The sequence below is a fragment of the Glutamicibacter sp. MCAF14 genome (genome assembly GCF_052114325.1).
Classification (GTDB): domain Bacteria; phylum Actinomycetota; class Actinomycetes; order Actinomycetales; family Micrococcaceae; genus Glutamicibacter; species Glutamicibacter arilaitensis.
Genome location: NZ_JBFREO010000008.1, coordinates 23921 through 46494, shown reverse-complemented (window position 1 = coordinate 46494; position 22574 = coordinate 23921). Strand labels below are relative to the sequence as shown.

Here is a 22574-nt window from a genome sequence, read left to right as displayed (position 1 = left end):
GGTCGGACAAGGCACAATTATTGCGCACCATTGATCTCAGATGAGAATCTTTGCGACCTTCACTAAGGTGTTGTGATTTCGTGTGCTCACGATGCGCTGCTTTGCCTGCGCATCCATGAGCTTGCCAATGGGATTAGTGGTGCTTTCTCCCTTGCGGACAATCCATGCCACCGCACGGCCCTGGATAGCGTATTCACCATGGTTCGCCAGCCTATCGATGGCCGTTCCAATCTCTTGGGCATCCTGTGCCGTTTCGCAGAGCGTGTAGTACCCATGATGCTCGCCAGCTGGCTGCGGCAAAGGCAACGGGAACGCCGCGGAGAGCTGCTGGATTTCTTCAACGGTATAAACAAGCGTGGGAATCGGGCGCTGATAATGAGATGCCAAGAGCGCGTTGCATTGTTCTTGGATTGCCAGCGGATCGGTGATCTGAACGCTGAGCACCACATTGCCACTGGCCAAAAGTGTTTTCACCTCGGTGAAACCAGCATCCAGAAGCAGCTGCGTCAGATCTTTCATCAGAACTTTGACCCCGCCGACGTTTACTCCACGCAGAAATACGGCGTATCTAGTCATAAGACAATCCAAGCGCATCCGATTGATGCTTGTCGAGCATCGTTTTGCAGGCGAAAGATCGCTAGGATCAAGAACATGCCTCAGCACTTACCTTTTGGATCATGGCCATCAACAATTTCCGCGCAAGAAGTTGCCGCTGGAACCAAACCACTGGGAGGCGCCTGCTTCTTTGCGGACAAGCTCATTGTCCAAGAAGGCCGTCCTGCCGAAGGCGGACGCATCACGCTGATGGAATACGGCACCGACGGAACACCCGGTGCTGAGCTCATTGCGGCTCCATTCAATGTGCGTTCGCGGGTCCACGAATACGGTGGGTCCAGCTGGATGCTGATCGAAGGCGCCACCCCAACCGTTGTCTTTGCGAACTTCGCTGACCAGCGGGTCTACTCCCAGACCGCAGGCGGACACGATGCCATTGAGCTGACTCCGGCCAGTGGTGAGAACGCGGATCCGAAGCTGCGCTTCGCTGAGTTCACCCCAGGACCCGAAGGCACCGTTCTGGCCATTATGGAAGACCTGCGGGCTGAACCGGTGCGCCACATCGTGCAGATCCCGCTTGATGGCAGCGCAGCTAACGATCTGGGCAAGATCCGCATCTTGAGCAGACCTGCACGCTTCGTCGCAGCGCCGCGTTTGAACCCAGCTGGAACCCGGCTGTCCTGGATCAGCTGGGAACACCCGAATATGCCGTGGGATTCCACGCAACTGCACCTGGCTGACTTCACTGAGCAAGGCATCCTTGAGGACACAGTCATTGCCGGGGGCGAAGAAATCTCGGTAATGCAGCCAGAGTGGCTCGATGATGATCAGCTGGCCTTTATCTCTGACGCCAGCGGCTGGTGGAACCCTTACCTCTACCAGGACAGCTCGGCGCGCACCACCAGGTTAGTAGACCGCCCAGCAGAATTTGCCGGTCCGCTGTGGCAGGTGGGAACCAGTTGGTATTTGGTAGAAAACGCCCACACACTGCTGTGCTCCTACGGGACTGGCACCACCAAGCTGGCGCGACTGCACTCGGATACCGGCGGTTTAGAAGATCTGGCGTTGCCCTTCACCCGAGTCCGTCCTTTCGCACTGCGCGACGGTTGGCTGCTTGCCGGTACCTCATCGATGACCCAAGGTGAAGAAATTACCTTGATCAACCTTGAGACCTTGGATCATCACGCGGTGACCCGTGCCATCGCGAAGCTGCCCGAGCCGTCCATGCTTCCTGAGGTTGAAGAATTCGAGTGCAAGAACCTCTCCGGGCAGTCAGTCCACGCTTTGCTCTACCGCCCAGCCCAAGAAGGCTACGCGGGGATGGAAGGGGAACTGCCGCCTTTTGTCACCTTTGTGCATGGTGGACCGACAAGCCAAGCTTCACCTACGCTCAGTGCAACGGTGGCTTATTACACCTCACGCGGCATCGGGGTGGTGGACGTGAACTACGGCGGTTCCACCGGCTACGGACGTGATTACCGAAATCGCCTGCGCGAGGCCTGGGGCGTGGTGGACGTGGCCGATACCGTCGCGGTGATCAACGCATTGGTTGCCCAGGGAATTGCGGATCCAGCACGCATCGGCATCGAAGGCGGCAGCGCCGGCGGCTGGACCGTATTGTGCGCTCTGACGTTCTCGGATGTCTTCACCGCAGGCATCAGCCGATACGGCGTCTCGGATCTGGTAGGACTGGTTCAGGACACCCACGACTTCGAGTCGCAGTACATGTTCTCGCTGGTCGGACCGTACCCGGAAGCCGCAGACCTCTATGAGAAACGCGCTCCGATCAACCACGTCTCGAAGATCTCCTGCCCGGTCCTGCTCCTGCAGGGCGATGAGGACAAGGTGGTGCCGCCGGCACAATCGCAAGTAGTGGCCGAGGCGCTCGCCGAACGGGGCATTGCCCATGCGTACATTCTCTTCGAAGGAGAACAGCATGGTTTCCGGAAGTCCCAGAACATCATCAAGGCGCTGGAAAGCTCTTTGGCTTTCTACGCGCAGATCTTCAAGTTCCAGACCGACGTGCCAAGTATCGAATTGTCCTAGGGCAGATCAACACCGGAATCAGGGGCCTGCCAAGAATCCCGCAAACGATCCATTTCGCGGCGATCTTTCTTGGTAGGCCGCCCTGCGCCACGTTCACGAATCGGGACCTGCGGAATGATCAGGCGTTCTCGCGGTGGAGTGTGGTCGATGTAGCACTTGACGGCAACTGGTGCGCCAACACGCTTGGAAATCAGTGCGCTGACTTCCAAGTCACGGTCGAATCCGTCCTTGCGCACACGGATGCGATCGCCTGGCACAACGGTTTGCGACGCTTTGACCGGGTCGCCGTTCAAACGCACATGGCCAGCACGGCACGCAGTAGTTGCGGCAGAACGGGTCTTATAGATGCGTACTGCCCAAAGCCATGCATCGAGACGAACTTTGCCGCTTGTTGGAATTTGGACCATGGCAAAAGTCTAGATCAGCGACCTGTTAGAGCCGCAGTTAAAACTAGGTGGACACCGTTGCGTCGTCGCAAATCTCAACTAGGCGCTCTTGCAATGCCTCAGGTGCCTGATCTCCGGAATTAGCCAGTTCCTGCAGCACATCAACTAGTTCCTGCGGCAGCCCACCGCCCTGAACAGATTTCACGATGGAAGAAAGAACACGCAATTCGCTGGCATCTATGGTGCCGTCTTGGACCGGGGCGCATGCCTGACGCACGATTTCCTTAGAAGCCGCGTCGGTGAGCTGACTAGCTGCGCCGTTGGCAGTATCCTCAACAAACGCGCAACCGGTGCTCAACAATGCCATAGCTGAGATAGCAACTACCGTTGCTAGCTTCCGAACTTTCTCAATCCCCATAACAATAAATCTTAGCCATTGAGAATGAGATTCTGCTGAATGCCAACCGAGTCGATCATCTGAAGATTGCAGGAGGTGATGCACAATGGATCGGTGACTAGCGAGCAGAAGAACACCGCAAATGACAGTGCCACCAAGCAGCGAATCATCGCTCAATTGGCCCAGGAACTCTCCGTTGAATCCAAGGTAGCAACCTGGCAGATTACGGCAGCCATTGAGCTTTTGGACTCTGGCTCGACCGTTCCTTTCATTGCCAGGTATCGAAAAGAAATTACCGGCATGCTCAGCGATAGTCAGCTGCGCCTGCTCGAAGAGCGCCTGCGCTACCTGCGTGAGCTGGAGGAGCGCCGCGCAACAGTTCTGGAAGCCATCGCTGAAGCCGGCAAGCTCACCGACCAGCTTGCCGAAGCTATTGCACAGGCCAGCACCAAGACTGAACTTGAAGACCTCTACCTGCCGTTCAAATCCAAGCGTCGCACCAAGGCCCAGATTGCCCGCGAAGCAGGACTGGAACCACTAGCTGATCTGCTGCTCTCGGACCCAATGACGGACCCGGTGCAGGCAGCTGCCGACTACCTGAATGCAGAGGCAGGATTCTCCACGGACCAAGACGTGCTTTCGGGTGCGCGCTCCATCGTGACCGAGCGTGTTTCACAGGATGTCGTCCTTGCTGGCGAACTGCGTGAACGTCTGTGGAATACCGGCAAGATTGGTGCGAGCGCCGCGTCAGGTGCCACCGCAGAAGGGCAAGGCAAGTACTCGGACTACCTGGACTACGTGGCGGATCTTGACCGGCTTCCATCCCACCGCGTGCTGGCATTGTTGCGCGGCGAACGCGAAGGCGTGCTGAACCTGCAGCTGGCTGAAGCCGATCCACGCGATGAGGCGGCTTTGGATGAAGCACGCAGTGGGTATGAGAACGCGATTGCTTCTTCGCTGGGACTGAATGTTCCAACCGGTGCACCAGCTGCGAAGTGGATTTCGCAGACCGTGCGTTTGGCGTGGAAGGCCCGCCTGCTCACCCGATTCGAATCCGACCTTCGCTCACGCTTGTTTGAAGCGGCTGAAGATGAATCGGTGAAAATTTTCGCGGCAAATCTTCGCGATGTCCTGCTGGCCGCACCGGCTGGAAACAAGGCAGTACTGGGTTTGGACCCAGGCCTGCGCACAGGGGTCAAGGTTGCCGTGGTGGACCTGACCGGCAAGTCGGCAGAAACGGCAACGATCTATCCGCATGCTCCCGCCAATAAGTGGAATGAATCCCTGGCTGTGCTCATCAAACTGGCAAAGAAGTACGGCACCTCGCTGATCGCTGTCGGCAACGGCACCGCCGGACGTGAAACGGACCGGCTGGCGGCAGAAGTCATCAAGGAGCTCGGCGGCGCGGGCGTTGACCGAGTCATCGTCTCCGAAGCTGGCGCCTCGGTCTACTCTGCCTCTGAACTGGCCAGCCAAGAACTGCCGGACATGGATGTGTCGTTGCGTGGCGCAGTATCGATTGCTCGCCGCTTGCAAGATCCGCTGGCTGAGCTGGTGAAGATTGATCCCAAGTCCATTGGCGTAGGCCAGTACCAGCATGATGTCACCGCTTCGAAGCTGGATCGTGCACTGGATGCCGTGGTTGAAGACTGCGTGAATGCCGTAGGCGTTGACGTCAATACCGCTTCGCCAGCCTTGCTGGCTCGCGTGGCCGGTGTGGGACCGCTGCTCAGCCGCAACATCGTGGATCACCGCAACGCCAACGGTCCTTTCGCTACCCGTAAGGATTTGCTGAAGGTTCCGCGTTTGGGCGCGAAAGCTTTTGAACAGTGTGCTGGATTCTTGCGCATTACTGGTGGCAAGGAAAAACTCGATGCGTCCTCGGTCCACCCCGAAGCCTATGCCTTGGCCAAAACCTTGCAGTCCAGTGCCGAAGCACAGGGCCGCCGACTTGAAGAGCTGAATTTGCAGGAGTTCGTCACCGAGCAGTTCGGTGAACCGACCATTCGTGACGTGATTGCTGAATTGCGCCGTCCTGCTCGCGACCCTCGTGGTGAGTTTGTTACGGCCACCTTGAAGGAGGGTGTAGAGACCATCAAGGACGTTATGCCGGGGATGATCATGGAAGGCACCGTTTCCAACGTTGCCGCCTTCGGTGCGTTCGTGGACTTGGGTGTCCACCAAGATGGCTTGATCCATGTCTCTGCGATGAGCAACAAGTTCATTTCGGATCCGCGCGAAATGGTCAGCTCCGGGCAGATCGTGAAGGTCAAGGTGCTGGAAGTGGACACCGTGCGCAAGCGTATTTCGCTGACGTTGCGTTTGGATGATGAGCTTCCTGCTGCCGGTGAAGCTGCACAGAACAACGGGCCGCGCGAACGCAGGGGAGCCGCTGCCGGACGTTCGGCGCGTCCGGGCCAAAACCGAAACGGGCAGAACCGCAAGAATGAACCCGCGAAGAATATGCCAGCTGCTCCGGGGAACACCGCAATGGCTGAAGCACTGCGTAGAGCAGGTCTGGGTAAGTAGATTACAAACCCTTCGGTAAACCTAACCTAGGTTAGCGTCGGCTAGCTTAACTTGGTCCCAACTAGGGATGATTCCCTAATTCAGCTTGGACTAAGTGAGTGCGAACTTCGGTGACAAGCAGAGAAAACGGGCCTACTCTTTAGGTATGGAACTTACAGGAAAACTGGCAGAAGCCTTCAGCACACAGGTAACTCTCGAACTAACCGCAGCAACGGTTTACCGTCAGCTGGCAGTTGAAATGGAAGTATTGAGCCTTCCAGGCATCGCTGGCTGGTTCCGCGCCCAGGCTGGCGAGGAAATCGTGCATGCGGAGAAGTTCATGACCCACATGACCGACCGCTCGGCGCATCCTCGGATTGGCGAGCAACCAGCACCTACCCTGAACGTGAAGAGCGTTGCAGACGCCTTCGCCGCCTCCTTGGCCCATGAGCAGAAGGTCTCCGAAGCGATTCGCGAGCTGTACCGACTGGCACAGACCGAAGGCGACATTGATTCGATTCCACTGCTGCACTGGTTCATCGACGAGCAGGTTGAAGAAGAGGCCACCGTTGGTGAAATCTTGGACCGCGTCAAGATGATCGGCAACGATGGGAGCGGCCTGCTGCGGTTGGACGCAGAGCTCGGCTCGCGTTCTTCCGCTTCGTAAGAAGGCACGAAGTACGCATCTTCTAAAAATGGAATAAACTTAGGGAAGCAACCGCTGGTTGCTTCCCTAAGTTTTTCATTTGAGGTGGTTGTGAACCAGGTGGGCTTTCCACATCAGTCGGCTCGGACGTCGTCCGTTACCAATACCCACCGGACGACTGCCTCACTCAAGCTACGCAAAGGTGCCGGCCGGCACTACGTTGTACAGAGTCATTTAGATCAGGGCACCGAGCTTGTATTGATCGAGGTCAAGGGTTCGTGGGCGCATGTACTTGTGCACCAAACGTACGGTTGGCTGCCTAACGTCTATCTTGAGGCGATTCCGGCGGTCTTTGACGAGCCTGTAATTTCCGAGGACGAGGATGAGTTGGCCGAGCCAGTTCTTTCTCGTTATTCATTGATTGAAGCCACCCACGTGACAACGGCAACGTTGAATCTTCGCAAAGGCAGCGGAACTGGTTACCCGGTGCTCAAGGTCATTGACCAGGGTTCCAAGGTTCGTTCAATGCTTCAGCAGGGACTGTGGTCCCAGGTTCAGTGCGGTAAGTTGCTGGGTTGGGTTCCAAGCATGTACTTGCAGCAGGTTCCATCGCGTCCAGCAAAGGGCGGATTGATTGCGGTTCCTAATCAGCGTGCGCTGACCACTATTGGTCTGAACGCGCGTCGCGGTCCGGGGGATCATTATTCGCTGGTGCGTATTCTCCCGGCGGATACTGCCGTGGTTATAGTTGCTCGTCAGGGTGCCTGGCGGCAGATTGACCGTGACGGTGAAGAAATGTGGATCCCTGCCAGCCAGCTTCGCACCGTGTACTAATAAGCGGTAACGAACCCTTTAGGCAATCTGTAGATCTGCTGAGGAAACTAAGCCAGACTCTGCGGCCACAACAGCTAGCTGCACGCGATTAGTCACGTCCAGCTCCTCCATGATGCGCGCCAAATGGAGTTTTACCGAACCTTCGGAGATATGCGAAATTCGCGATATCTGAACGTTGGTCAATCCTGCCGCAACCAAACGCACAAGGCTGCTGTCGCGTTCGCTGAGATTGCGTACGATCGCCTGGTTTGTTGAACGGCGGACTATTCGTGCAGTTGCTTCCCATCCGTCCACGGGTTTGGCGAATAGCTGGTATCCGGCGGCGACCATTCGCAAGGCACTCGGAAGTTCATTGCTGATGAAATCCTTTGAGACCAGACCCGAACTGCCCGCATCGTAGGCCCTGGCTATTTCTTCACGGTTGTACCGGGTGGCCAGGACTACGATCTTCGTCTTTGGCGCGCGTCCAGAAATGGAACGGATGGTTTCAAGCAGGTTCGATCCGTTTAGCGACGCTTCTAAAATGACGATATCCGGTCGCAGTTCAGCTGCTGACTCGATAGCCTCGGACATTGAGTCAGTAACGCTCTAAGATCAGCCGGAGAATTGCGTTGGTTACTATTCTTGGAATGCATATCGGCATCGCAGTTGTTATGGGCCTCCCTTTCTTCTCAGGCATTATGGCTTCCGCAGACGCGGTGCTGGTGTCTAGCGCGACCTGGCTGACGATTCAGCGCTGGCTGTACGGGGTATGGAACGACCGGTTCCGTACGAAGAAGCCATCGCTGAAGATTTCTGAAAAGATCGAAATCAACGAGAAATCAGCCGAAAAAGTCTCTTCCAACGCCTAGCCGAAGAGGCTCTTGAGCATAAATTTAGGGGCGAACCGTTTTAGTTCGCCCCTAAATTTATGTAGCTGGTACTTTCCGCCGCTGTTGCGGATCTAAGCAGATTACTCGCCTACGTAGAACAGGCGCTTGTTCACGAATTCGTCCATGCCCAGAGGTCCGAGCTCACGGCCGAAACCTGAGCGCTTGACGCCACCGAATGGCATCTCTGCTCCTTCGGCGCTGGCTGCGTTGACGTTGGTCATGCCAGACTGCAGCTTCTGGGCTACCTTGGAGGCGCGCTCAACGTCGGTGGAGTGCACCGATCCGCCAAGGCCGTAGATGGTGTCATTGGCCAGCTCGGTTGCTTCTTCGTCGCTGGATACCTTGTAGACGACGGCTACCGGACCGAAGAGCTCTTCGTAGTAGGCGCGCATGTCCTTGGTGATCCCGGTGAGCACAGCAGGGGAGTAGTAGGCCGAAGGGCCATCATGCAGCACGCCGCCGGCGTGCAGGGTAGCGCCCTTGGAGACCGCATCCTGAACCTGCTCGTGCAGCGCTTCTGCAGCCTGGCGCGAGGACAGTGGAGCAAAGGTGCCCTCGGCTTCTGCCATCGGGTCGCCCGGCTGCAGGCCTTCGGCGCGCTTGGTCAGTTCGGAGACGAACTCGTCGTAGATGTCGTCCATGACAATCATGCGCTTATTCGAGTTGCATGCCTGGCCGGTGTTATCGATGCGGTAGCCCCAGGCAGTATCCACAATGCCCGAGACATCATCGGAGTCCAGCACAACGAAAGGATCCGAACCGCCCAGCTCCAGTACTGCCTTCTTCAGGTTGCGTCCGGCCTGCTCGCCGATGATTGCGCCAGCGCGCTCCGAACCGGTCAGCGAGACGCCCTGGATGCGGGAGTCGGCGATGATGGTGGAGATCTGGTCGTGGGTAGCGAACAGGTTGTTGTAGACACCTGCCGGGACGCCGGCTTCATCCATGATTTCTTGGATGGCCAGTGCCGAACGCGGGCAGGATTCTGCATGCTTCAAGATGATGGTGTTGCCCAGCATCAGGTTAGGCGCTGCGAAACGGGCTACCTGGTACAGCGGGAAGTTCCACGGCATGATGCCCAGCAGCGGGCCAACTGGACGCTTCTGCACGATGGCCTTGCCGCCGGAGAAGGACTTGATTTCCTGGTCTGCGGCCAAGGTCGGGCCTTCGGTAGCGAAGTATTCAAAGATTTCCTGGCAGAATTCTGCCTCGCCCACGGCTTCAGACAATGGCTTGCCCATTTCCGTGGTCATGATCTTGCCCAGTTCCGCTGCACGTTCAGCGAAGAGTGCGCCGACCTTGGAAACAATCTTGGCACGCTCGGTGATATCAACGTCCTGCCATGACTCGTAGGCGCTCTGCGCTGCGGTCAGTGCCTGTTGAACTTGGTCATCGGTTGCCGCGTTGAATTCTTCAACAACTTCACCGGTAGCCGGGTTCAAGACCTTGTAGGTTGGGGCGCTCATCAATGCTCCTGTCGTAGGTACCAAAGTGGTTGGCGTAAGCCCTATGCGCTTACGCTATCGAACTTCACGCAATAAATGAATGTAATTCACTTCATATTTCGTCTACTTTGAGCCTATCTGGAGAAAGCACTTTGAGCCACCACAGAACAGCAGGCATTGGGCTGAAAATCTGAATGCTGACCGAAGGGAAAGAAAAAGTCACGGTTTGCCAAGATATCCTTGGCAAACCGTGACTTCAATGCACACCAAATTCGGGTGTGATTAGTGGATTGCTAGCCGATAGCGGAAGCGCGCCACCAGTCGATGCCGGCATCGCCCTGGGCAATCTTGGCGATTTCAGCCAATTCAGCTTCGGTGAAATCAACGTTCTCCAGTGCGCCCAAGTTCTCATCAAGCTGCTTGGTCGACGATGCGCCAATCAGCACCGAGGTCGCCGCGCCATCACGCAGCAGCCAGGCCAGGGCCATCTGGGCCAGCGACTGGCCGCGCTTCTGCGCAACTTCGTTCAGGCGGCGAACCTTGGTCAGGTTCTCCTCGGTGAGCTGGGCTTCGAGCGAACGGCGTCCGCCCTGGCGAACGACATCCGTGGTCTCCAAGTACTTGTCGGTCAGCAGGCCTTGGGCCAATGGGGTGAAGGCGATGGCGCCCATGCGTTCTTCCTGCAGGGTCTGCAAGAGTCCGTGCTCAACCCATGGATTCAGGATGTTGTACGACGGCTGGTGGATAACCAGCGGAGTTCCCAAGTCCTTGGCAATTGCCACAGCTTCTGCCGTGCGCTCAGCGGAGTAGGAGGAAATACCTACGTAGGTGGCCTTGCCCTGGCGAACCAGTGTATCCAGAGCACCGATGGTTTCTTCCAGGGGCGTCTTTGGGTCAAAACGGTGCGAATAGAAGATGTCCACGTAATCCAGGTTCATCTTCTGCAGAGATGCTTCGCATGAGGCAAGCAGGTACTTGCGCGAACCGAAGGTTCCGTGAGGACCAGGCCACATGTCGTAGCCGGCCTTGGAAGAGATGACCAGCTCGTTGCGGTAGGGCTTGAAATCCTTGGCCATCATGCGGCCAAAGTTCTCTTCGGCGGAACCTGCTGGTGGGCCATAGTTGTTGGCCAAATCGAAGTGGTTGATGCCCTTGTCGAAAGCGTGGCGCAGGATCTCGCGCTGGGTGTCGAATGGACGGTTGTCACCGAAGTTCCACCAAAGTCCCAAGGAAAGTGGGGGAAGGCGCAGACCCGAATCGCCAACGCGGCGGTAGCCGTAGTGCTCATAACGGTCCGCGGCAGCAGTGTATGGGCGGTGCAGTTCCGAGACGGAAGGGAGGCGTTCGTATTCCACGAGGCACCTTTCTGCCAGCGCATATGCTGGCGACGGTGGAGGATATGAGATCTTCGTTACCAGAATATGTCAGATTACTTAGTGTTTTACAGAGCCATGCGATGAATCCGCTCAATGCGTAACCGGGCTGCAGAAAGAAGCGTTAAATGAGGAACCGACCCGCCAGGCCAAGGAGGTAACGCCTGTGCGGATCGGTTCATCTAGATCACTCGCACCTTGAGAAGGTATTAACCACACTAGAAGCTGAATCTTGAAGGTAGCTGAATACCACGTGTGTTCTCTCTTAGGAAGATGCTGTTTCTAATAATTCGAGGGCGGGTCGGAAGCGGGGAAGGATTCGTCTTCCCATTCTTCGACTAGCGCTTCATCATGCTCGTCGTGCCGCTTCTTCTCTTCTGCGGCAAGCCGTTGCTTTTCCTCTTCCGCACCACCGGCCAGCCCGGCACCTGTTTGTTCAGACATGCTCTTCCTCCCAACATCCGTTCGCCACCTTCGGCAAAGATGACTTGTCCCTGTTCCTTCAGTGTTCACCCATTCACCATGGTTGTCGAGGGCAAAGCAATACTCTGATTTCGACTTCATCGCACGGACAGGATTTAATCGTAGGTATGCCAATGATCAATAACCCCGCCGATGGATCCGAAATCTTCTTTGATGATGACCAGGGCGGGGGCGAACCGATTCTATTCCTGCACGGTTCCGCACTGTCACGATCTATTTGGCGCGGCCTGGGATACACCAAAGCACTGGGCGAGGGGCACCGGACCATCCGGATGGACCTGCGCGGGCATGGCAAGTCCGCCAAATCCCACGACGTGGCTGACTACACCATGGATAAGGTGGTCGGGGATATCCAAGCGGTGCTGGATCACTTGGGCATTGAACGCATCCATATCGTCGGCTATTCCTTCGGCGCACGCACCGGACTTCATATGGCCATGCATCACCCCGAGCAAGTGATCTCCTTGATCATGCTCGGCGGCACCTACGAAATCACTGACGGCGAAATTGGAAAGCTGTTCTTCCCTGGCTATCTCGAGGTGCTTCGAAACGGCGATATCGAGGGTTTTGTCACCGGGCAGGAAAAGAACGGACGCCTTGATCCGTCCACGCGCCTGGCCTTCAAATCCAATGATCCGCTGGCCCTGGCGGCTTACTACGAAGCAGCCGAGACCTTGCAGAATATCGACCCGGCTGACCTTGCAGAAATCAGGATCCCCACCTTGCTCCTGATCGGAACCAGGGACCAGCCGCGCTTCGACCAGAACAAGATCATGGTCCGCACCTTGCCCAATGCACGCATGGTGGCCCTGCCAGGGCGAACGCACGGCAGCACGCTGTTCCCCATCGAACCGGTAGTGAACGCAATCCAGTCTTTTTGGACCGGACGCCAGCGATGAACCCGGTTCGCTTTGACTTGGAGAAGATTTCTTCGGGACTGGCCTTCGGACCAAGCCGCGAAGAACTCTACGCCTCCGTGGCAGCGCATCCTGCGCAGCCGCTGGTTATCCAAGCGCCACCGGGATCCGGTAAAACCACGATCGTTCCTCCTACGGTAGCCAACGCACTGGAACAGGCCGGGTTGACCGGAAAAATCATGGTGACCCAGCCACGCCGTGTCGCAGCCCGTGCCGCAGCCCGCCGCCTGGCCCAGCTTGATGGCTCGGCCTTGGGCGAGCGCGTCGGATTCGCGGTTCGTGGCGAACGCAGGGCATCGGCACAGACCCAGATCGAATTCGTGACCGCGGGCCTGATGCTGCGCAAGCTGCTGGCCGATCCGGATCTTGACGGTGTCAGCGCGGTAATCATTGATGAAGTCCATGAGCGTTCCATCGATACCGACTTGCTGCTGGCGATGGTCAACCAGGTCAGCGAACTACGCGATGACTTGTCGCTGATCGTCATGAGTGCCACCTTGCATGCCCAAGAGCTGTCACAGCTGCTGGCACGCGAGAAGCCAGCTGCGGTGCTCAGCACCCAAACAGCACAGCATGAAGTGCAAGAAGCTTTCGACAGCTTCCCCGGAACGCGCAATACCGAACACGGGTTGAAGGACGAGTACCTGCGCCATGTAGCAACCGTGGCAGTAAAGCATTCGGCCACAGCCAATGCGGCAAGCAGCACCCCGGTCGATACCTTGGTCTTTGTTCCGGGCGTGCGGGAAGTAGAACGCGTCTGCTCACAGGTGGCGGCCACCGGAGGACAGGCCTTGGCCCTGCATTCGCAGATTTCCTCCAAAGAACAGGACCAGATCCTCAGCGAACCCGCAGCAGGCAGCGCCGCACGGATTATTGTCGCCACCTCCATCGCCGAATCGTCGGTCACCGTGCCACGGGTGCACCTGGTCGTTGATGCAGGCTACGCCCGTGAACCTCGCCGGGATAGCTCGCGAGGTTTCTCCGGGCTGGTGACGGTGGTTGCCAGCCGTTCGGCGGCCACCCAAAGGGCCGGACGTGCAGGACGCCTGGGGCCGGGCAAGGTGGTGCGGACCTTGGATCCCAAATCCTTTGCCGCCGCCCCAGCGCATTCCACACCGGAAATCCGTACCGGCGACCTGGCTGCTGCCGGGCTGTCGCTGGCCGCGTGGGGGACACCGCGCGGTGAAGGCCTAAGCATGTGGGAAGCCCCGCCGGCTGCCACCATGGCTCATGATGAGCAGGTCTTGCGCGCACTGGACGCGGTTGACGACTCCGGGCAGATCACCTCATTGGGTGAGCAGATGATGAAGATTCCAACTGATCCGCGTACCGCACGCGCCCTCTTGGAAGGGAACCAGATTTTCGGCACCCGGGCGGCAGCCGAGGCGGTGGCTTTGCTTTCCAGTTCGGAGCGCATTGCCAGCGCGGATCTAAACGAATTGCTCAGCGCCGTGCGCCGGAGCTCGCATCCGGCGAACCGAGCCTGGAAGCATGAGACGCTGCGTTTGGAGAAGCTTCTGGGCGTCGCCGGAAACAGTGCAGGCCGCCAGCCTGCCTCAGCTGCCCAGGGGCTGGCCGGGGTGTGCGCTCTGGCGTATCCGCAATGGATTGCGCGCAAGGTCGGCCAAGAAGAATACCTGTTGGCTTCGGGCACCCGTGCTGCACTGCCCCGCGGCAGCCAATTGGTGCATGAAGAATTTATTGCGGTCGCCGAAGTATCCCGCACTGGTTCCAAATCCATGATTCGTCGGGCTATTGGCATTGACTTTGAAACTGTCTTGGAACTGTTGCCGCAGCTTCACCAGAAACGGGAGACGGCAGAACTGGTTGACGGGAAGATCAGTGCCCGGCAGGTTGAAAGCTTTGGTGCAATCGAGCTGGCAGCCCATCCCATCAAGGCCACCGAAGAGTTGGGCAAGGAAGCAGTTGCTAATGCCATTGCCATCCAAGGTCTTGGCTTCTTCGGCACCCACGATAAGTTCGAGGCCTTGCGCCGGCGTATGGATACGGCTCATCGCTTGCTGGGCGAACCCTTCATCCCGGTAGATGACCAGAGCCTGATCGCATCTGCAGGGAACTGGCTGCAGCCGGTGCTGCGTCAGGTGGCTTCGGGCAAGAACGTGGCCAAGGTCGATTTGTATTCGGCGTTGCGCACGTTGCTGCCTTGGGAGCATGTCCATGATTTTGATGCACTGGTGCCAGAAAGGCTCCAGGTGCCCTCCGGGTCCAGAATTTCCGTGGCGTATCCGGAGATCGGCCAGTCAGGGCCAGCTGTCGTATCGGTGAAATTACAAGAATGCTTTGGAATGGATACTTCCCCGCGCCTGGTCAATGGCAAGCTTGCGGTGCAGTTTCATCTGCTCTCACCGGGAGGGCATCCGCTGGCGGTCACCGACGACTTGGTCAGTTTCTTCAATGGCCCCTATGCGCAGGTTCGCGCTGAAATGCGCGGGCGCTACCCGAAGCATCCATGGCCAGAGAACCCATGGGACCACGTGGCTACCGCCAAAACGAAGAATCGCTTGAACAGGCAGTAGACAGCAGTACGCCGGGAGAGCGGGTGAAAAACACCCGCCCTCCCGGCGTACTTAGTTGTGCGTGCTTAGGCGAAGGCCGAGAAGCCGGTGATGTCGCGGCCCATGATCAGCGCCTGCACGGTTTCGGTGCCTTCATAGGTATGGATTGCTTCCACATCGGCGAAGTGGCGTGCCACGCGGTTGCTTGTCAGAATGCCGTTGCCGCCGAGCAGGTCACGTGCGTTGGAGGCAATGACGCGCGCGGTGCGGGTGGCGGTGTACTTGGCCAGCGAAGCCTGCGGGCCGGTCAGCTCGCCTGCGCCTTCGCGCTTGGTAGCCTGCATGACCAGCACCTGCATGGTGGCCAGCTCCGACTGCATGCGGGCCAGGCGTTCCTGGACAATCTGGCTTTGGGCAAGAGGTCGGCCAAACTGCACGCGCTGCTTGGCGTAGTTCACTGCCGACTCGTAGCAGGCAGTTGCGTGGCCTACTGCCGACCAGGCGACGCCCAGACGGGTAGCGAACAGCACGCGGGAGGTGTCCTTGAAGCTCTGTGCATTAGGCATGACATCTTCATCCGGGACAAAGACGTTTTCCATGCGGATATGCGCCTGCCAGATGGCACGCAGCGAAAGCTTATTTTCAATGGTGGTTGCGCTGTAGCCCTCGGCATCCTGATGGACGATGAAACCGCGGACCTTGCCCTGCTCATCGCGGGCCCACACGATGGACACGCCACCGATGGAGCCGTTGCCGATCCACTTCTTTTCACCGCTCAAGCGGTAGCCGCCCTGGACCTTGGTAGCTCGGGTCTCCAAAGAAACGGAGTCAGAGCCGTGGGTTGGCTCGGTCAGTGCGAAGGCTCCGGGAAGTTCGCCACGCAGCATGGGCAGTGCGTACTTCTGAATCTGCTCATCGCTGCCGCAGTACAGCACGGAGCGCACCGCCAAGCCGCCCTGGACACCGACAATGGTGGACACCGAGCCGTCGCCGCGGGCCATTTCCATATTGACCAGGCCGGCGGCCAGCGGGCTCATCTGCTCGTAGCCCTCAAGGTTCAGGCCATCGCGCAGAAGGTCTGCGTCGCCCAGCTTCTTGATCAGGTGCAGCGGGTAGTCAGCCTTGTCCCAGTACTCGTGGATATTTTCCTTGACCTCGTCGAGGATGAACTTGCGGGCTTTGGCGCGCCAAGCGTTATCGGCTTCGCCTACTTCGGCGAAGACTCCTGTCGGATCGATATTGACGTCGCCGGACCACAGATCATATTCGGGTTCAACAACGCCGGCTGGGAATTCGAAACCGGTCTCCGGCTGGGTCATGACAGATGCTCCTGGTAGCTGTGGTGAAAAAGCTTCACCCCTAGCCTAATGGAACGCAGTGCCATGTCAAGGAACTTGGTTTCAATTGCGTAGTGTCTTCGATTATTTACCGTGTTCGCTCAGCGCGCGGGAGACCGCTTGGAGGATGGACTGCTCATCGGCACCGGCATCCAAGACTGAAACCACCACGGTCGGAGCGGCCGGCTTCTGAGCGGCAGTTTTCTGTTCCGGGTCCAGCAGATCTGCGAAGCGGTTCAGGAACTGGCGGACGTCATTGGCCAATTTGGTGCGGTCTGTGCTGGTCGCATCCTTGAGCCAGCTGCGCAAGTGGTCGTTGTGGATTGCAACCAGGCCAGCGCTCACTCCCAAGCACAGCGACTTCTCTGTGGCAGTCTTGGCCAATTCGCGTCGGTTCAAAAATCCGTAGAAAGCCCGTTCGTAACGGTGCGTGGAAACCAGTTCGCGCTCACGCAGCGAAGGCACCGAGGAAAGCAGCTTATGGCGCAGCGCGGCGCCTTCGGGATTGACCGTGTATTGGTCGAAAACCACGTGGGCGGCATCGATCAGGGTAGTGATCGCATCAACCGACGACGCGGCCAGCGTGGTCTGAACGTGGGTGATGATCATTTCCTGGTCCGCAAAGACCATATTTTCTTTGGAGCCGAAGCGGCGGAAGAAAGTGGAACGCGAAATTCCCGCGGCCGCAGCTAACTCGTCAACACTGGTGGCGTCGAAGCCCTGGGTGATGAGTAGGTCGAGGGCTGCTGGGGGCACTGCGGAAGAAGCGATCATGATTCACGAATTTAGCACGATTCAAGGGGCGGGTTCCTTGTGTTCTGCTGAGCGCGCCGCGTAAATGATTGTGTACTAGTGTCGCCATGACTACGCTGAACAACAAGACGTTCTGAATAAAGACGTCATCTTTAGTTCAATTGAAAGAGAAGTGAGGGCCCATGGGAATCTCGATCGCAAACGCCGCGCTACGTTTGGTCAGTGGCGCATTCATTCTCAACAGCGGTATCAACAAGCTGCGCATTGATGAGGCCAGTGCTGCCGGCCTGCAGCAGGTGGCAGCCAACGGCGTGCCGCAATTGGCTGAAGTAGAGCCAGCAGTTTTCGGCAAGGCACTGTCTATCGGTGAAATCTCCCTCGGAAGCGCATTGCTCCTGCCACTGATTCCAACGCGGTTGGCTGGTCTGGGCCTGGGTGCATTCTCCGGAGCCTTGCTGGCTTCCTACCTGCGCACCCCGGGGATGACCGAATCCGATGGCATCCGCCCTACCGCTGATGGCACCGCACTGGCCAAGGATGTCTGGCTGGCCGGCATCGCTGTGGCATTGATCTTCGGACGCAAGGGCGCCAAGAAGATCAAGAAAGCAAAATAAGCAGCACAAAGCTCTTGAGCAAAACACTCAGCAGGCCGTAAGTTGATCTTGAAGACTGTGATTTTCAGCGGCCACATTTGGACAACAAGCTAAGAGGAGAACCAATGGGTTTCTTAGATGATGCAAAGAAGAAGCTGGGCGAAGCAGTCGAGAACGCGAAGGATTTCGCTGGAGACGCTACCGAAAACATCAAGAGCTTCGCCTCCGATGCCCAAGAAAAGATCGGCGAGAAAATCGACGAATTCAAGCACGGCGAGGACGGCGAAGAGTCGGAAGAAGCTGAAGACGAGGCCTAGAAGCCGCAAAATAAGCGCCTGATCCAATGGTTTCCAAACCAGGATCAGGCGCTTATTTTTTGTGCGTTGCCGGTAGCGCCTAACGCTGTGCTTTCTTGCCATCAGACAAGAATGCAACCACCAGTACAGCCGCTACTGCGATGAAGCCGGGCAGCATCAAGGCCTGGCCCAAGCCAGCGGAAGTCGCTTCCATGATCACCGCCGGATCCTTGGAGTCCGCTTGGGAGATCAATGCGGAAACACGCGCCTCCATCATCACCGCGATCAGCGCCGAACCAAGCACCGAACCGATCTGTCGGGTGGTGTTGTAAATTCCGGAACCAGCCCCGGCATCACGTGCCGTCAGATCCTTGGTGGCTGCCAGCGACAGCGAAGGCCAGATCATCGCCGAACCGATGCCCTGAACCGCTGAAGGAATCAATAATGTCCACAACGGGATCTCGGCGTGCATCATGAATGCATAAACCACGGTGGCTCCGCCAAAGAGGAAGAACCCGGGTATTGCCAGGATGCGGGGGCTGAGCTGGTTGACCTTCTTGCCCAGCTGCGGGGCGATGAAAATCGCCACCACTGCCATCGGCGAGATCATCAAGGCAGACTGGGTTGGAGTCAGCCCGCGAACGTTCTGCAAGAAGAACACCATAGGCAGCGCAATGGTGGAAATGGTCAATCCCATGAACGAGATCGCGACATTGGACAAGGAGAAGTTGCGGACCTTGAACAGGCGCAACGGAACCAGCGGTTCAGCGGTGGTCTTGTTCTGCCACCAGATGAACACCCCGAACAGTGCTATGCCAATGATGATCAAATGCCACGAACCAAGCGGGCCAATAAATGGTTCCCAATTAGTTGCATCGCCTTCCTGGATGCCGAAGACCAGGCAGAACATTGCCAATGCGGAAAGGAAGACTCCAAACCAGTCGAAAGAATGCGCATGCGATTCGAGGCGTGGAACGAATTTGAAGACCATGATCAAGCTGAACACCGCAATGGGCAGATTGATGAAGAAGATCCACTCCCAGCCGACGGAGTCCACCAGCAAGCCGCCGGCAATGGGACCGATCAGCGAGGCGATGCCAGCGACCGCACCCCACAGGCCCATGGCTGCGCCACGATGCTCATAGGGGAAGAGCCGGGTAATGAGCGTCATGGCCTGAGGCGAAATCATCGACGCGCCAAGGCCCTGAACCGCGCGGGCTGCTACCAGGGAGCCCAAGGAATCGGATAAGCCGCACCACAGCGAGGCCAGCGAGAAGATGACCATGCCGATGAGGTAGATATTGCGCGGACCGAAGCGGTCGCCAAGGCGACCGGTGATCAACAGCGGCACCGCAAAAGTCAGCAGGTAGGCGCTGTTGACCCACAAGATGCTTGAGATGTCGGCATCCAGCGAACTCATGATGGCAGGCATCGCGGTGGACACAATCGTGGTGTCAAGAAGGATCATGAAGAAGCCGATGACCAATGCCCACAGGGCACGCCAAGCAGACTTCTTGTCAAAAGGTATTTCGGTATTCGCAGTTTCAGGCACTGGTCAAGGCTAGTCCCTATTGGCCAAATGCGAAACGGATAGCGAAACTATGGAAAGGAAATTAGTCGAAACTCACATCACCGCTGATGCGGGTGGCGACATCGCCGCTGACCCAGACACCGCGTTCGGTGGCTTCGATATGCAAGATCGCTTCGCGTCCCAAACGAGTGCCCTGTCGCACGGTGTAGCGCTGCGGTGCATAGCCGGACTGCGTCAGCCAGGTGCCGAATGCGGCATTCAGCGAACCCGTGGCAGGATCTTCGGGAACCGCCTCGCCGGGAATGAACGCGCGGACTTCATAGTCTGCAGGCGGCTGGAGTACGACATTGCGGAAGCGCTCTTCGGAGCGTTCGAAGTCCGAGAAGTCCAAGGGGCGAAGTTCTTCACGGGTACCGGAGAGCCGCGGCAACACCGATTGGCGTGGCTGCCACACGCCTTGCGAAACGCTGGAAGCGGTATACGGACCGATCACTCCAACTTCCAGCCCCTGCAGTGCTGCAAAGTCCGGTTCAATGCCCAAGACCACATCCGCGTCTCGCAGCACCAGGCCTGCAGGGTGCGGACCGTTGACCAGCCAATGGTGGTCCACCACGTCGGACTCTTCAATGCCCAGTCCCGCGACGGCCCACTGCAAGACATCTGGCTCCAACGGGCCCGAGCGGGTCAGTGGGGGAGCCAGGAAAGCCAAGCGGCGCGAATGGTTTTCGCTGCTTTCGCGTTCTACACGCACCGGAATCAACCCGGAACCGCATTCTTGAATCAAATGGCCGGACGGGCCTGCTTCGCCACCTGACTCCAGCCAAGCGTGGGCCGCACCGAGGGTGGGGTGGCCAGCGAAAGGCAATTCAGTGCTCGGGGTGAAAATGCGAATGGCATAGTCCGCTTCTTCATCGGTAGGTTCGACGAAGAATACTGTCTCAGCAAGATTCATCCACTGCGCAAAGTGCTGCATCTGCTCATCACTCAGGCTGTCAGCATTGAACACGACACCTAGACCATTGCCGTTGAAAGCAGTGGGAGCAAAAACGTCAACCTGCTGATATGAGAATGTGCGCGACATACTTAGCATGGTGGCACATTAACCAGCAGGTTGACCCGGTGTTACGTGGTACGTCACGCAAAAAGTTACTAACCCATCATCGTCGTGAACCTTCTTTACCAATGATGCGCAACATCGATGACTAGGCGTGATCCGCCCTCAGGTCCGGCCAAGGTGAAGACCCTCATAGGAAGCCGTGCCCTGGTCGATAGCCCGACTTTGGTTTGGCCTTCAAAGCTGCCCAGCCACATCAACTGGCGCATGGTTGTGTAGCCCAAGTTCTTCACTTGGGTGCCGGGGTTGAATCCCTGGTCTGCTGAAGCATGAACCAGGATTTCCAGGTTGGCACCACCGGTTGTAGCGACCGGCAAGCCTGATCCGATTCCCGTTAGCTTATTGACGTATTTCACCGAATAGCTGGCTGCAGGTCCGGAGAGGTCAATGACCAGCCGGTCAAAGCAATCATGGCGTCCGGTCCGAAGATTTTCCACTGCGGACTGGGTGGACAAGGAACTGGCTTTAGCCAGCGAACCCCAGTACACCGTAGGGCAGGCGACAGTAGCTTGGGCTGCAGGAGCCGGCGCGGCACCAGCTGCTGAGGCGACCACGAGCATGGCAGCTGCCATCGTGCCCAGGAGAATTCCAATTTTTTTCTGGCGCATCTGGATCACCGGCTTTCTTGGTTTGCGCCGAGCGGCAGCGGGTACTGCCGGTGAATCAACTAAAGGCCTTGGAAACCTGCGAGGCAATGGCAAAAAGGAATTGGAATCGCTCCGAGACGCATCTGCAATCTGGTTGCGCAATGCCCGCTCCAGAAGGCTAGAACAAGGTTGCGCACAGCATTTATTAAGCGCCATGTGACATGCTTTATTCATGACACCTTCCCCCGTTGCTCCCATCGACGAAACCGTCGAGGAAGTCATTACAGTTTCAAGCTTCCTCCCCGAATCGTTGCAATTTTGGGTTGTTCTGCTCGTCGGTGCTGTCGTAGCCGCAATCTTGGCATTCGTCTTCAGCGGCGTGGCCCGGCGCGTGCTGCGCCGAATCGGCGTAGACGAAGCCGATGTGAAGGCCACCCGATTCCCATTCTTCGGCCTGGTGACATTCATCGTTGCCAAGTCCGCTCTCGCGATCTTCTATGGTGAAAAGTCTTGGTACAACCCATGGCAATTTGCCATCCTGATCGTCCTGGTCATTTTTCTGACCTGGTTCATCATCAAACTGGTTCGCGTCATCGAGGCCGGCATGATGGCCCGCTTCGAAGCGAAATTCGGGCCAGGACGGCGACTGGCCAAGGTGCAGACCCAGGTCGGTCTGATGCGAAGGGTGCTGATTGCGGTGCTGTGCATCATCGCGGTCGCCGCCGTGCTGCTGACAATCGAACAAGTCAGGGCACTAGGAGCCGGTCTGCTGGCCTCGGCCGGCCTGGCATCGGTAGTCGTCGGCTTGGCAGTGCAGTCCACCTTGGCCAACGTTTTTGCTGGTCTGCAGGTCGCCTTTACCGACTCCATCCGGGTGGATGACACCGTGGTGGTCGAAGGCGAGCGCGGCACGGTTGAAGAGATCACCTTGTCCTACGTTGTGGTTCTGCTGATCGACGGACGCCGGATGATCCTGCCATCGACCTACTTCACCACGACCCCATTCGAGAACTGGTCGCGCCGCAGCACCGAGATCACCGGCAACGTCGCACTGCAGCTCAAGCTCAATGCTCCAATTGCCTACCTGCGCCAGCGCAGCAGCGAACTGCTTGAATCCTCCGACTGGTGGGATGGCCGTTCCAATGAGCTACTTGTGACCGACGCGCAAAACGGCCTGCAAACAGTGACCATTTATTTATCAGCACGCGATGCCGGAGACTTGTGGAACCTGCGCAATATGCTCCGCGAGAAGCTGCTGGCCGAGCTGGTGGAGAACTACCCAGAGTGCCTGCCTGATCCGCGGATGATTCCGGGCAACCCGGTCTAGGGGCAAAGCGAAAGCCACTGGCTTCAGTTTATTGAACTGGAGATCAGTGGCTTTTGTTTTC

General features: G+C 57.6%; 23 protein-coding genes. 11 read left to right on the top strand and 12 right to left on the bottom strand.

What is annotated here, in order from left to right; genetic code table 11:
• Window positions 1-36: 36 nt before the first annotated feature.
• Entirely contained in the window at window positions 37-594 is a 558-nt protein-coding gene (locus AB4Y71_RS15415; protein ID WP_441721699.1) for a DUF1697 domain-containing protein, read from the bottom strand.
• Window positions 595-651: 57 nt separating this feature from the next.
• Between AB4Y71_RS15415 and AB4Y71_RS15410 the strand changes: the two genes are divergently transcribed.
• Window positions 652-2601: a prolyl oligopeptidase family serine peptidase gene (locus AB4Y71_RS15410; RefSeq protein ID WP_441721697.1), complete on the top strand. Its 1950-nt coding sequence runs from the start codon at window positions 652-654 to the stop codon at window positions 2599-2601.
• Here the strand turns inward: AB4Y71_RS15410 and AB4Y71_RS15405 are convergent.
• Window positions 2598-3008: an RNA-binding S4 domain-containing protein gene (locus AB4Y71_RS15405; protein WP_441721694.1), complete on the bottom strand. Its 411-nt coding sequence runs from the start codon at window positions 3006-3008 to the stop codon at window positions 2598-2600. The two genes, AB4Y71_RS15410 and AB4Y71_RS15405, sit on opposite strands and share 4 nt — an antisense overlap.
• A gap of 43 nt (window positions 3009-3051) precedes the next feature.
• Window positions 3052-3354: a hypothetical protein gene (locus AB4Y71_RS15400; RefSeq protein WP_441721691.1), complete on the bottom strand. Its 303-nt coding sequence runs from the start codon at window positions 3352-3354 to the stop codon at window positions 3052-3054.
• Between the two features lie 144 nt (window positions 3355-3498).
• Between AB4Y71_RS15400 and AB4Y71_RS15395 the strand changes: the two genes are divergently transcribed.
• The 3 genes from AB4Y71_RS15395 to AB4Y71_RS15385 all read left to right on the top strand — a co-directional run bounded on the left by AB4Y71_RS15395 (window position 3499) and on the right by AB4Y71_RS15385 (window position 7372).
• Window positions 3499-5913, top strand: coding sequence for a Tex family protein (locus AB4Y71_RS15395; RefSeq protein WP_441721689.1), 2415 nt, complete (start codon window positions 3499-3501; stop codon window positions 5911-5913).
• Between the two features lie 145 nt (window positions 5914-6058).
• A complete protein-coding gene (locus AB4Y71_RS15390; RefSeq protein ID WP_417367062.1) occupies window positions 6059-6559 on the top strand; it encodes a ferritin in 501 nt (166 codons plus the stop codon).
• 273 nt (window positions 6560-6832) lie between these two features.
• Entirely contained in the window at window positions 6833-7372 is a 540-nt protein-coding gene (locus tag AB4Y71_RS15385) for an SH3 domain-containing protein (protein ID WP_417367064.1), read from the top strand.
• Between the two features lie 18 nt (window positions 7373-7390).
• On the opposite strand, the gene AB4Y71_RS15380 is transcribed toward AB4Y71_RS15385, so the two are convergent.
• Window positions 7391-7945, bottom strand: coding sequence for a LuxR C-terminal-related transcriptional regulator (locus AB4Y71_RS15380; RefSeq protein WP_441721687.1), 555 nt, complete (start codon window positions 7943-7945; stop codon window positions 7391-7393).
• A gap of 56 nt (window positions 7946-8001) precedes the next feature.
• On the opposite strand from AB4Y71_RS15380, the gene AB4Y71_RS15375 reads away from it, so the two are divergent.
• Window positions 8002-8223, top strand: a complete 222-nt coding sequence (locus AB4Y71_RS15375; RefSeq protein ID WP_441721684.1) for a hypothetical protein — start codon at window positions 8002-8004, stop codon at window positions 8221-8223.
• Between the two features lie 101 nt (window positions 8224-8324).
• Here the strand turns inward: AB4Y71_RS15375 and AB4Y71_RS15370 are convergent, their stop codons facing one another.
• The 3 genes from AB4Y71_RS15370 to AB4Y71_RS15360 form a co-directional block, all read right to left on the bottom strand.
• Complete coding sequence (locus AB4Y71_RS15370; RefSeq protein ID WP_441721680.1) at window positions 8325-9707, bottom strand: NAD-dependent succinate-semialdehyde dehydrogenase; 1383 nt, start codon at window positions 9705-9707, stop codon at window positions 8325-8327.
• Window positions 9708-9979: 272 nt separating this feature from the next.
• On the bottom strand, window positions 9980-11041 hold the full coding sequence (mgrA, locus tag AB4Y71_RS15365; protein ID WP_441721674.1) for an L-glyceraldehyde 3-phosphate reductase: 1062 nt from the start codon (window positions 11039-11041) through the stop codon (window positions 9980-9982).
• Window positions 11042-11341: 300 nt separating this feature from the next.
• Complete coding sequence (locus AB4Y71_RS15360; protein WP_441721671.1) at window positions 11342-11503, bottom strand: hypothetical protein; 162 nt, start codon at window positions 11501-11503, stop codon at window positions 11342-11344.
• A gap of 152 nt (window positions 11504-11655) precedes the next feature.
• Here AB4Y71_RS15360 and AB4Y71_RS15355 point away from each other — a divergent pair, with 152 nt between their 5' ends.
• On the top strand, window positions 11656-12441 hold the full coding sequence (locus AB4Y71_RS15355; RefSeq protein WP_441721668.1) for an alpha/beta fold hydrolase: 786 nt from the start codon (window positions 11656-11658) through the stop codon (window positions 12439-12441).
• Complete coding sequence (hrpB, locus tag AB4Y71_RS15350; protein WP_441721665.1) at window positions 12420-14996, top strand: ATP-dependent helicase HrpB; 2577 nt, start codon at window positions 12420-12422, stop codon at window positions 14994-14996. Before AB4Y71_RS15355 ends, hrpB begins: the two co-directional genes overlap by 22 nt.
• Before the next feature lie 65 nt (window positions 14997-15061).
• On the opposite strand, the gene AB4Y71_RS15345 is transcribed toward hrpB, so the two are convergent.
• Both AB4Y71_RS15345 and AB4Y71_RS15340 read right to left on the bottom strand, forming a co-directional pair.
• The gene (locus tag AB4Y71_RS15345; RefSeq protein WP_134779556.1) at window positions 15062-16294 is read right to left on the bottom strand and encodes an acyl-CoA dehydrogenase family protein; all 1233 of its coding nucleotides are present in this window, start codon (window positions 16292-16294) and stop codon (window positions 15062-15064) included.
• 102 nt (window positions 16295-16396) lie between these two features.
• Window positions 16397-17086, bottom strand: coding sequence for a TetR/AcrR family transcriptional regulator (locus tag AB4Y71_RS15340; RefSeq protein ID WP_013349977.1), 690 nt, complete (start codon window positions 17084-17086; stop codon window positions 16397-16399).
• A gap of 161 nt (window positions 17087-17247) precedes the next feature.
• On the opposite strand from AB4Y71_RS15340, the gene AB4Y71_RS15335 reads away from it, so the two are divergent.
• Window positions 17248-17679: a hypothetical protein gene (locus AB4Y71_RS15335; protein ID WP_441721662.1), complete on the top strand. Its 432-nt coding sequence runs from the start codon at window positions 17248-17250 to the stop codon at window positions 17677-17679.
• A gap of 104 nt (window positions 17680-17783) precedes the next feature.
• On the top strand, window positions 17784-17975 hold the full coding sequence (locus AB4Y71_RS15330; RefSeq protein WP_441721660.1) for a hypothetical protein: 192 nt from the start codon (window positions 17784-17786) through the stop codon (window positions 17973-17975).
• Between the two features lie 79 nt (window positions 17976-18054).
• Here AB4Y71_RS15330 and AB4Y71_RS15325 read toward each other — a convergent pair whose 3' ends face one another.
• From AB4Y71_RS15325 to AB4Y71_RS15315, 3 genes are all read right to left on the bottom strand, one after another.
• A complete protein-coding gene (locus AB4Y71_RS15325; RefSeq protein ID WP_441721658.1) occupies window positions 18055-19506 on the bottom strand; it encodes a DHA2 family efflux MFS transporter permease subunit in 1452 nt (483 codons plus the stop codon).
• A gap of 61 nt (window positions 19507-19567) precedes the next feature.
• On the bottom strand, window positions 19568-20566 hold the full coding sequence (locus AB4Y71_RS15320) for a PhzF family phenazine biosynthesis protein (protein WP_441721655.1): 999 nt from the start codon (window positions 20564-20566) through the stop codon (window positions 19568-19570).
• A gap of 95 nt (window positions 20567-20661) precedes the next feature.
• The gene (locus AB4Y71_RS15315) at window positions 20662-21171 is read right to left on the bottom strand and encodes an AMIN-like domain-containing (lipo)protein (protein WP_441721651.1); all 510 of its coding nucleotides are present in this window, start codon (window positions 21169-21171) and stop codon (window positions 20662-20664) included.
• Here AB4Y71_RS15315 and AB4Y71_RS15310 point away from each other — a divergent pair.
• Both AB4Y71_RS15310 and AB4Y71_RS15305 read left to right on the top strand, forming a co-directional pair.
• Complete coding sequence (locus tag AB4Y71_RS15310; protein ID WP_441721648.1) at window positions 21158-21406, top strand: hypothetical protein; 249 nt, start codon at window positions 21158-21160, stop codon at window positions 21404-21406. The two genes, AB4Y71_RS15315 and AB4Y71_RS15310, sit on opposite strands and share 14 nt — an antisense overlap.
• A 12-nt stretch (window positions 21407-21418) precedes the next feature.
• The gene (locus tag AB4Y71_RS15305; protein WP_441721645.1) at window positions 21419-22513 is read left to right on the top strand and encodes a mechanosensitive ion channel family protein; all 1095 of its coding nucleotides are present in this window, start codon (window positions 21419-21421) and stop codon (window positions 22511-22513) included.
• Window positions 22514-22574 lie beyond the last annotated feature (61 nt).

Coding starts and splice junctions, on each gene's coding strand:
- AB4Y71_RS15415 (WP_441721699.1), bottom strand. CDS start 594: ATGCGCTTGGATTGTCTTATGACTAGATACGCCGTATTTCTGCGTGGA.
- AB4Y71_RS15340 (WP_013349977.1), bottom strand. CDS start 17,086: ATGATCGCTTCTTCCGCAGTGCCCCCAGCAGCCCTCGACCTACTCATC.
- AB4Y71_RS15390 (WP_417367062.1), top strand. CDS start 6,059: ATGGAACTTACAGGAAAACTGGCAGAAGCCTTCAGCACACAGGTAACT.
- AB4Y71_RS15375 (WP_441721684.1), top strand. CDS start 8,002: ATGCATATCGGCATCGCAGTTGTTATGGGCCTCCCTTTCTTCTCAGGC.
- AB4Y71_RS15380 (WP_441721687.1), bottom strand. CDS start 7,945: ATGTCCGAGGCTATCGAGTCAGCAGCTGAACTGCGACCGGATATCGTC.
- AB4Y71_RS15360 (WP_441721671.1), bottom strand. CDS start 11,503: ATGTCTGAACAAACAGGTGCCGGGCTGGCCGGTGGTGCGGAAGAGGAA.
- AB4Y71_RS15330 (WP_441721660.1), top strand. CDS start 17,784: ATGGGTTTCTTAGATGATGCAAAGAAGAAGCTGGGCGAAGCAGTCGAG.
- AB4Y71_RS15335 (WP_441721662.1), top strand. CDS start 17,248: ATGGGAATCTCGATCGCAAACGCCGCGCTACGTTTGGTCAGTGGCGCA.
- AB4Y71_RS15315 (WP_441721651.1), bottom strand. CDS start 21,171: ATGGCAGCTGCCATGCTCGTGGTCGCCTCAGCAGCTGGTGCCGCGCCG.
- AB4Y71_RS15410 (WP_441721697.1), top strand. CDS start 652: ATGCCTCAGCACTTACCTTTTGGATCATGGCCATCAACAATTTCCGCG.
- AB4Y71_RS15320 (WP_441721655.1), bottom strand. CDS start 20,566: ATGTCGCGCACATTCTCATATCAGCAGGTTGACGTTTTTGCTCCCACT.
- AB4Y71_RS15400 (WP_441721691.1), bottom strand. CDS start 3,354: ATGGCATTGTTGAGCACCGGTTGCGCGTTTGTTGAGGATACTGCCAAC.
- AB4Y71_RS15370 (WP_441721680.1), bottom strand. CDS start 9,707: ATGAGCGCCCCAACCTACAAGGTCTTGAACCCGGCTACCGGTGAAGTT.
- AB4Y71_RS15310 (WP_441721648.1), top strand. CDS start 21,158: ATGGCAGCTGCCATCGTGCCCAGGAGAATTCCAATTTTTTTCTGGCGC.
- AB4Y71_RS15355 (WP_441721668.1), top strand. CDS start 11,656: ATGATCAATAACCCCGCCGATGGATCCGAAATCTTCTTTGATGATGAC.
- AB4Y71_RS15345 (WP_134779556.1), bottom strand. CDS start 16,294: ATGACCCAGCCGGAGACCGGTTTCGAATTCCCAGCCGGCGTTGTTGAA.
- AB4Y71_RS15405 (WP_441721694.1), bottom strand. CDS start 3,008: ATGGTCCAAATTCCAACAAGCGGCAAAGTTCGTCTCGATGCATGGCTT.
- AB4Y71_RS15305 (WP_441721645.1), top strand. CDS start 21,419: ATGACACCTTCCCCCGTTGCTCCCATCGACGAAACCGTCGAGGAAGTC.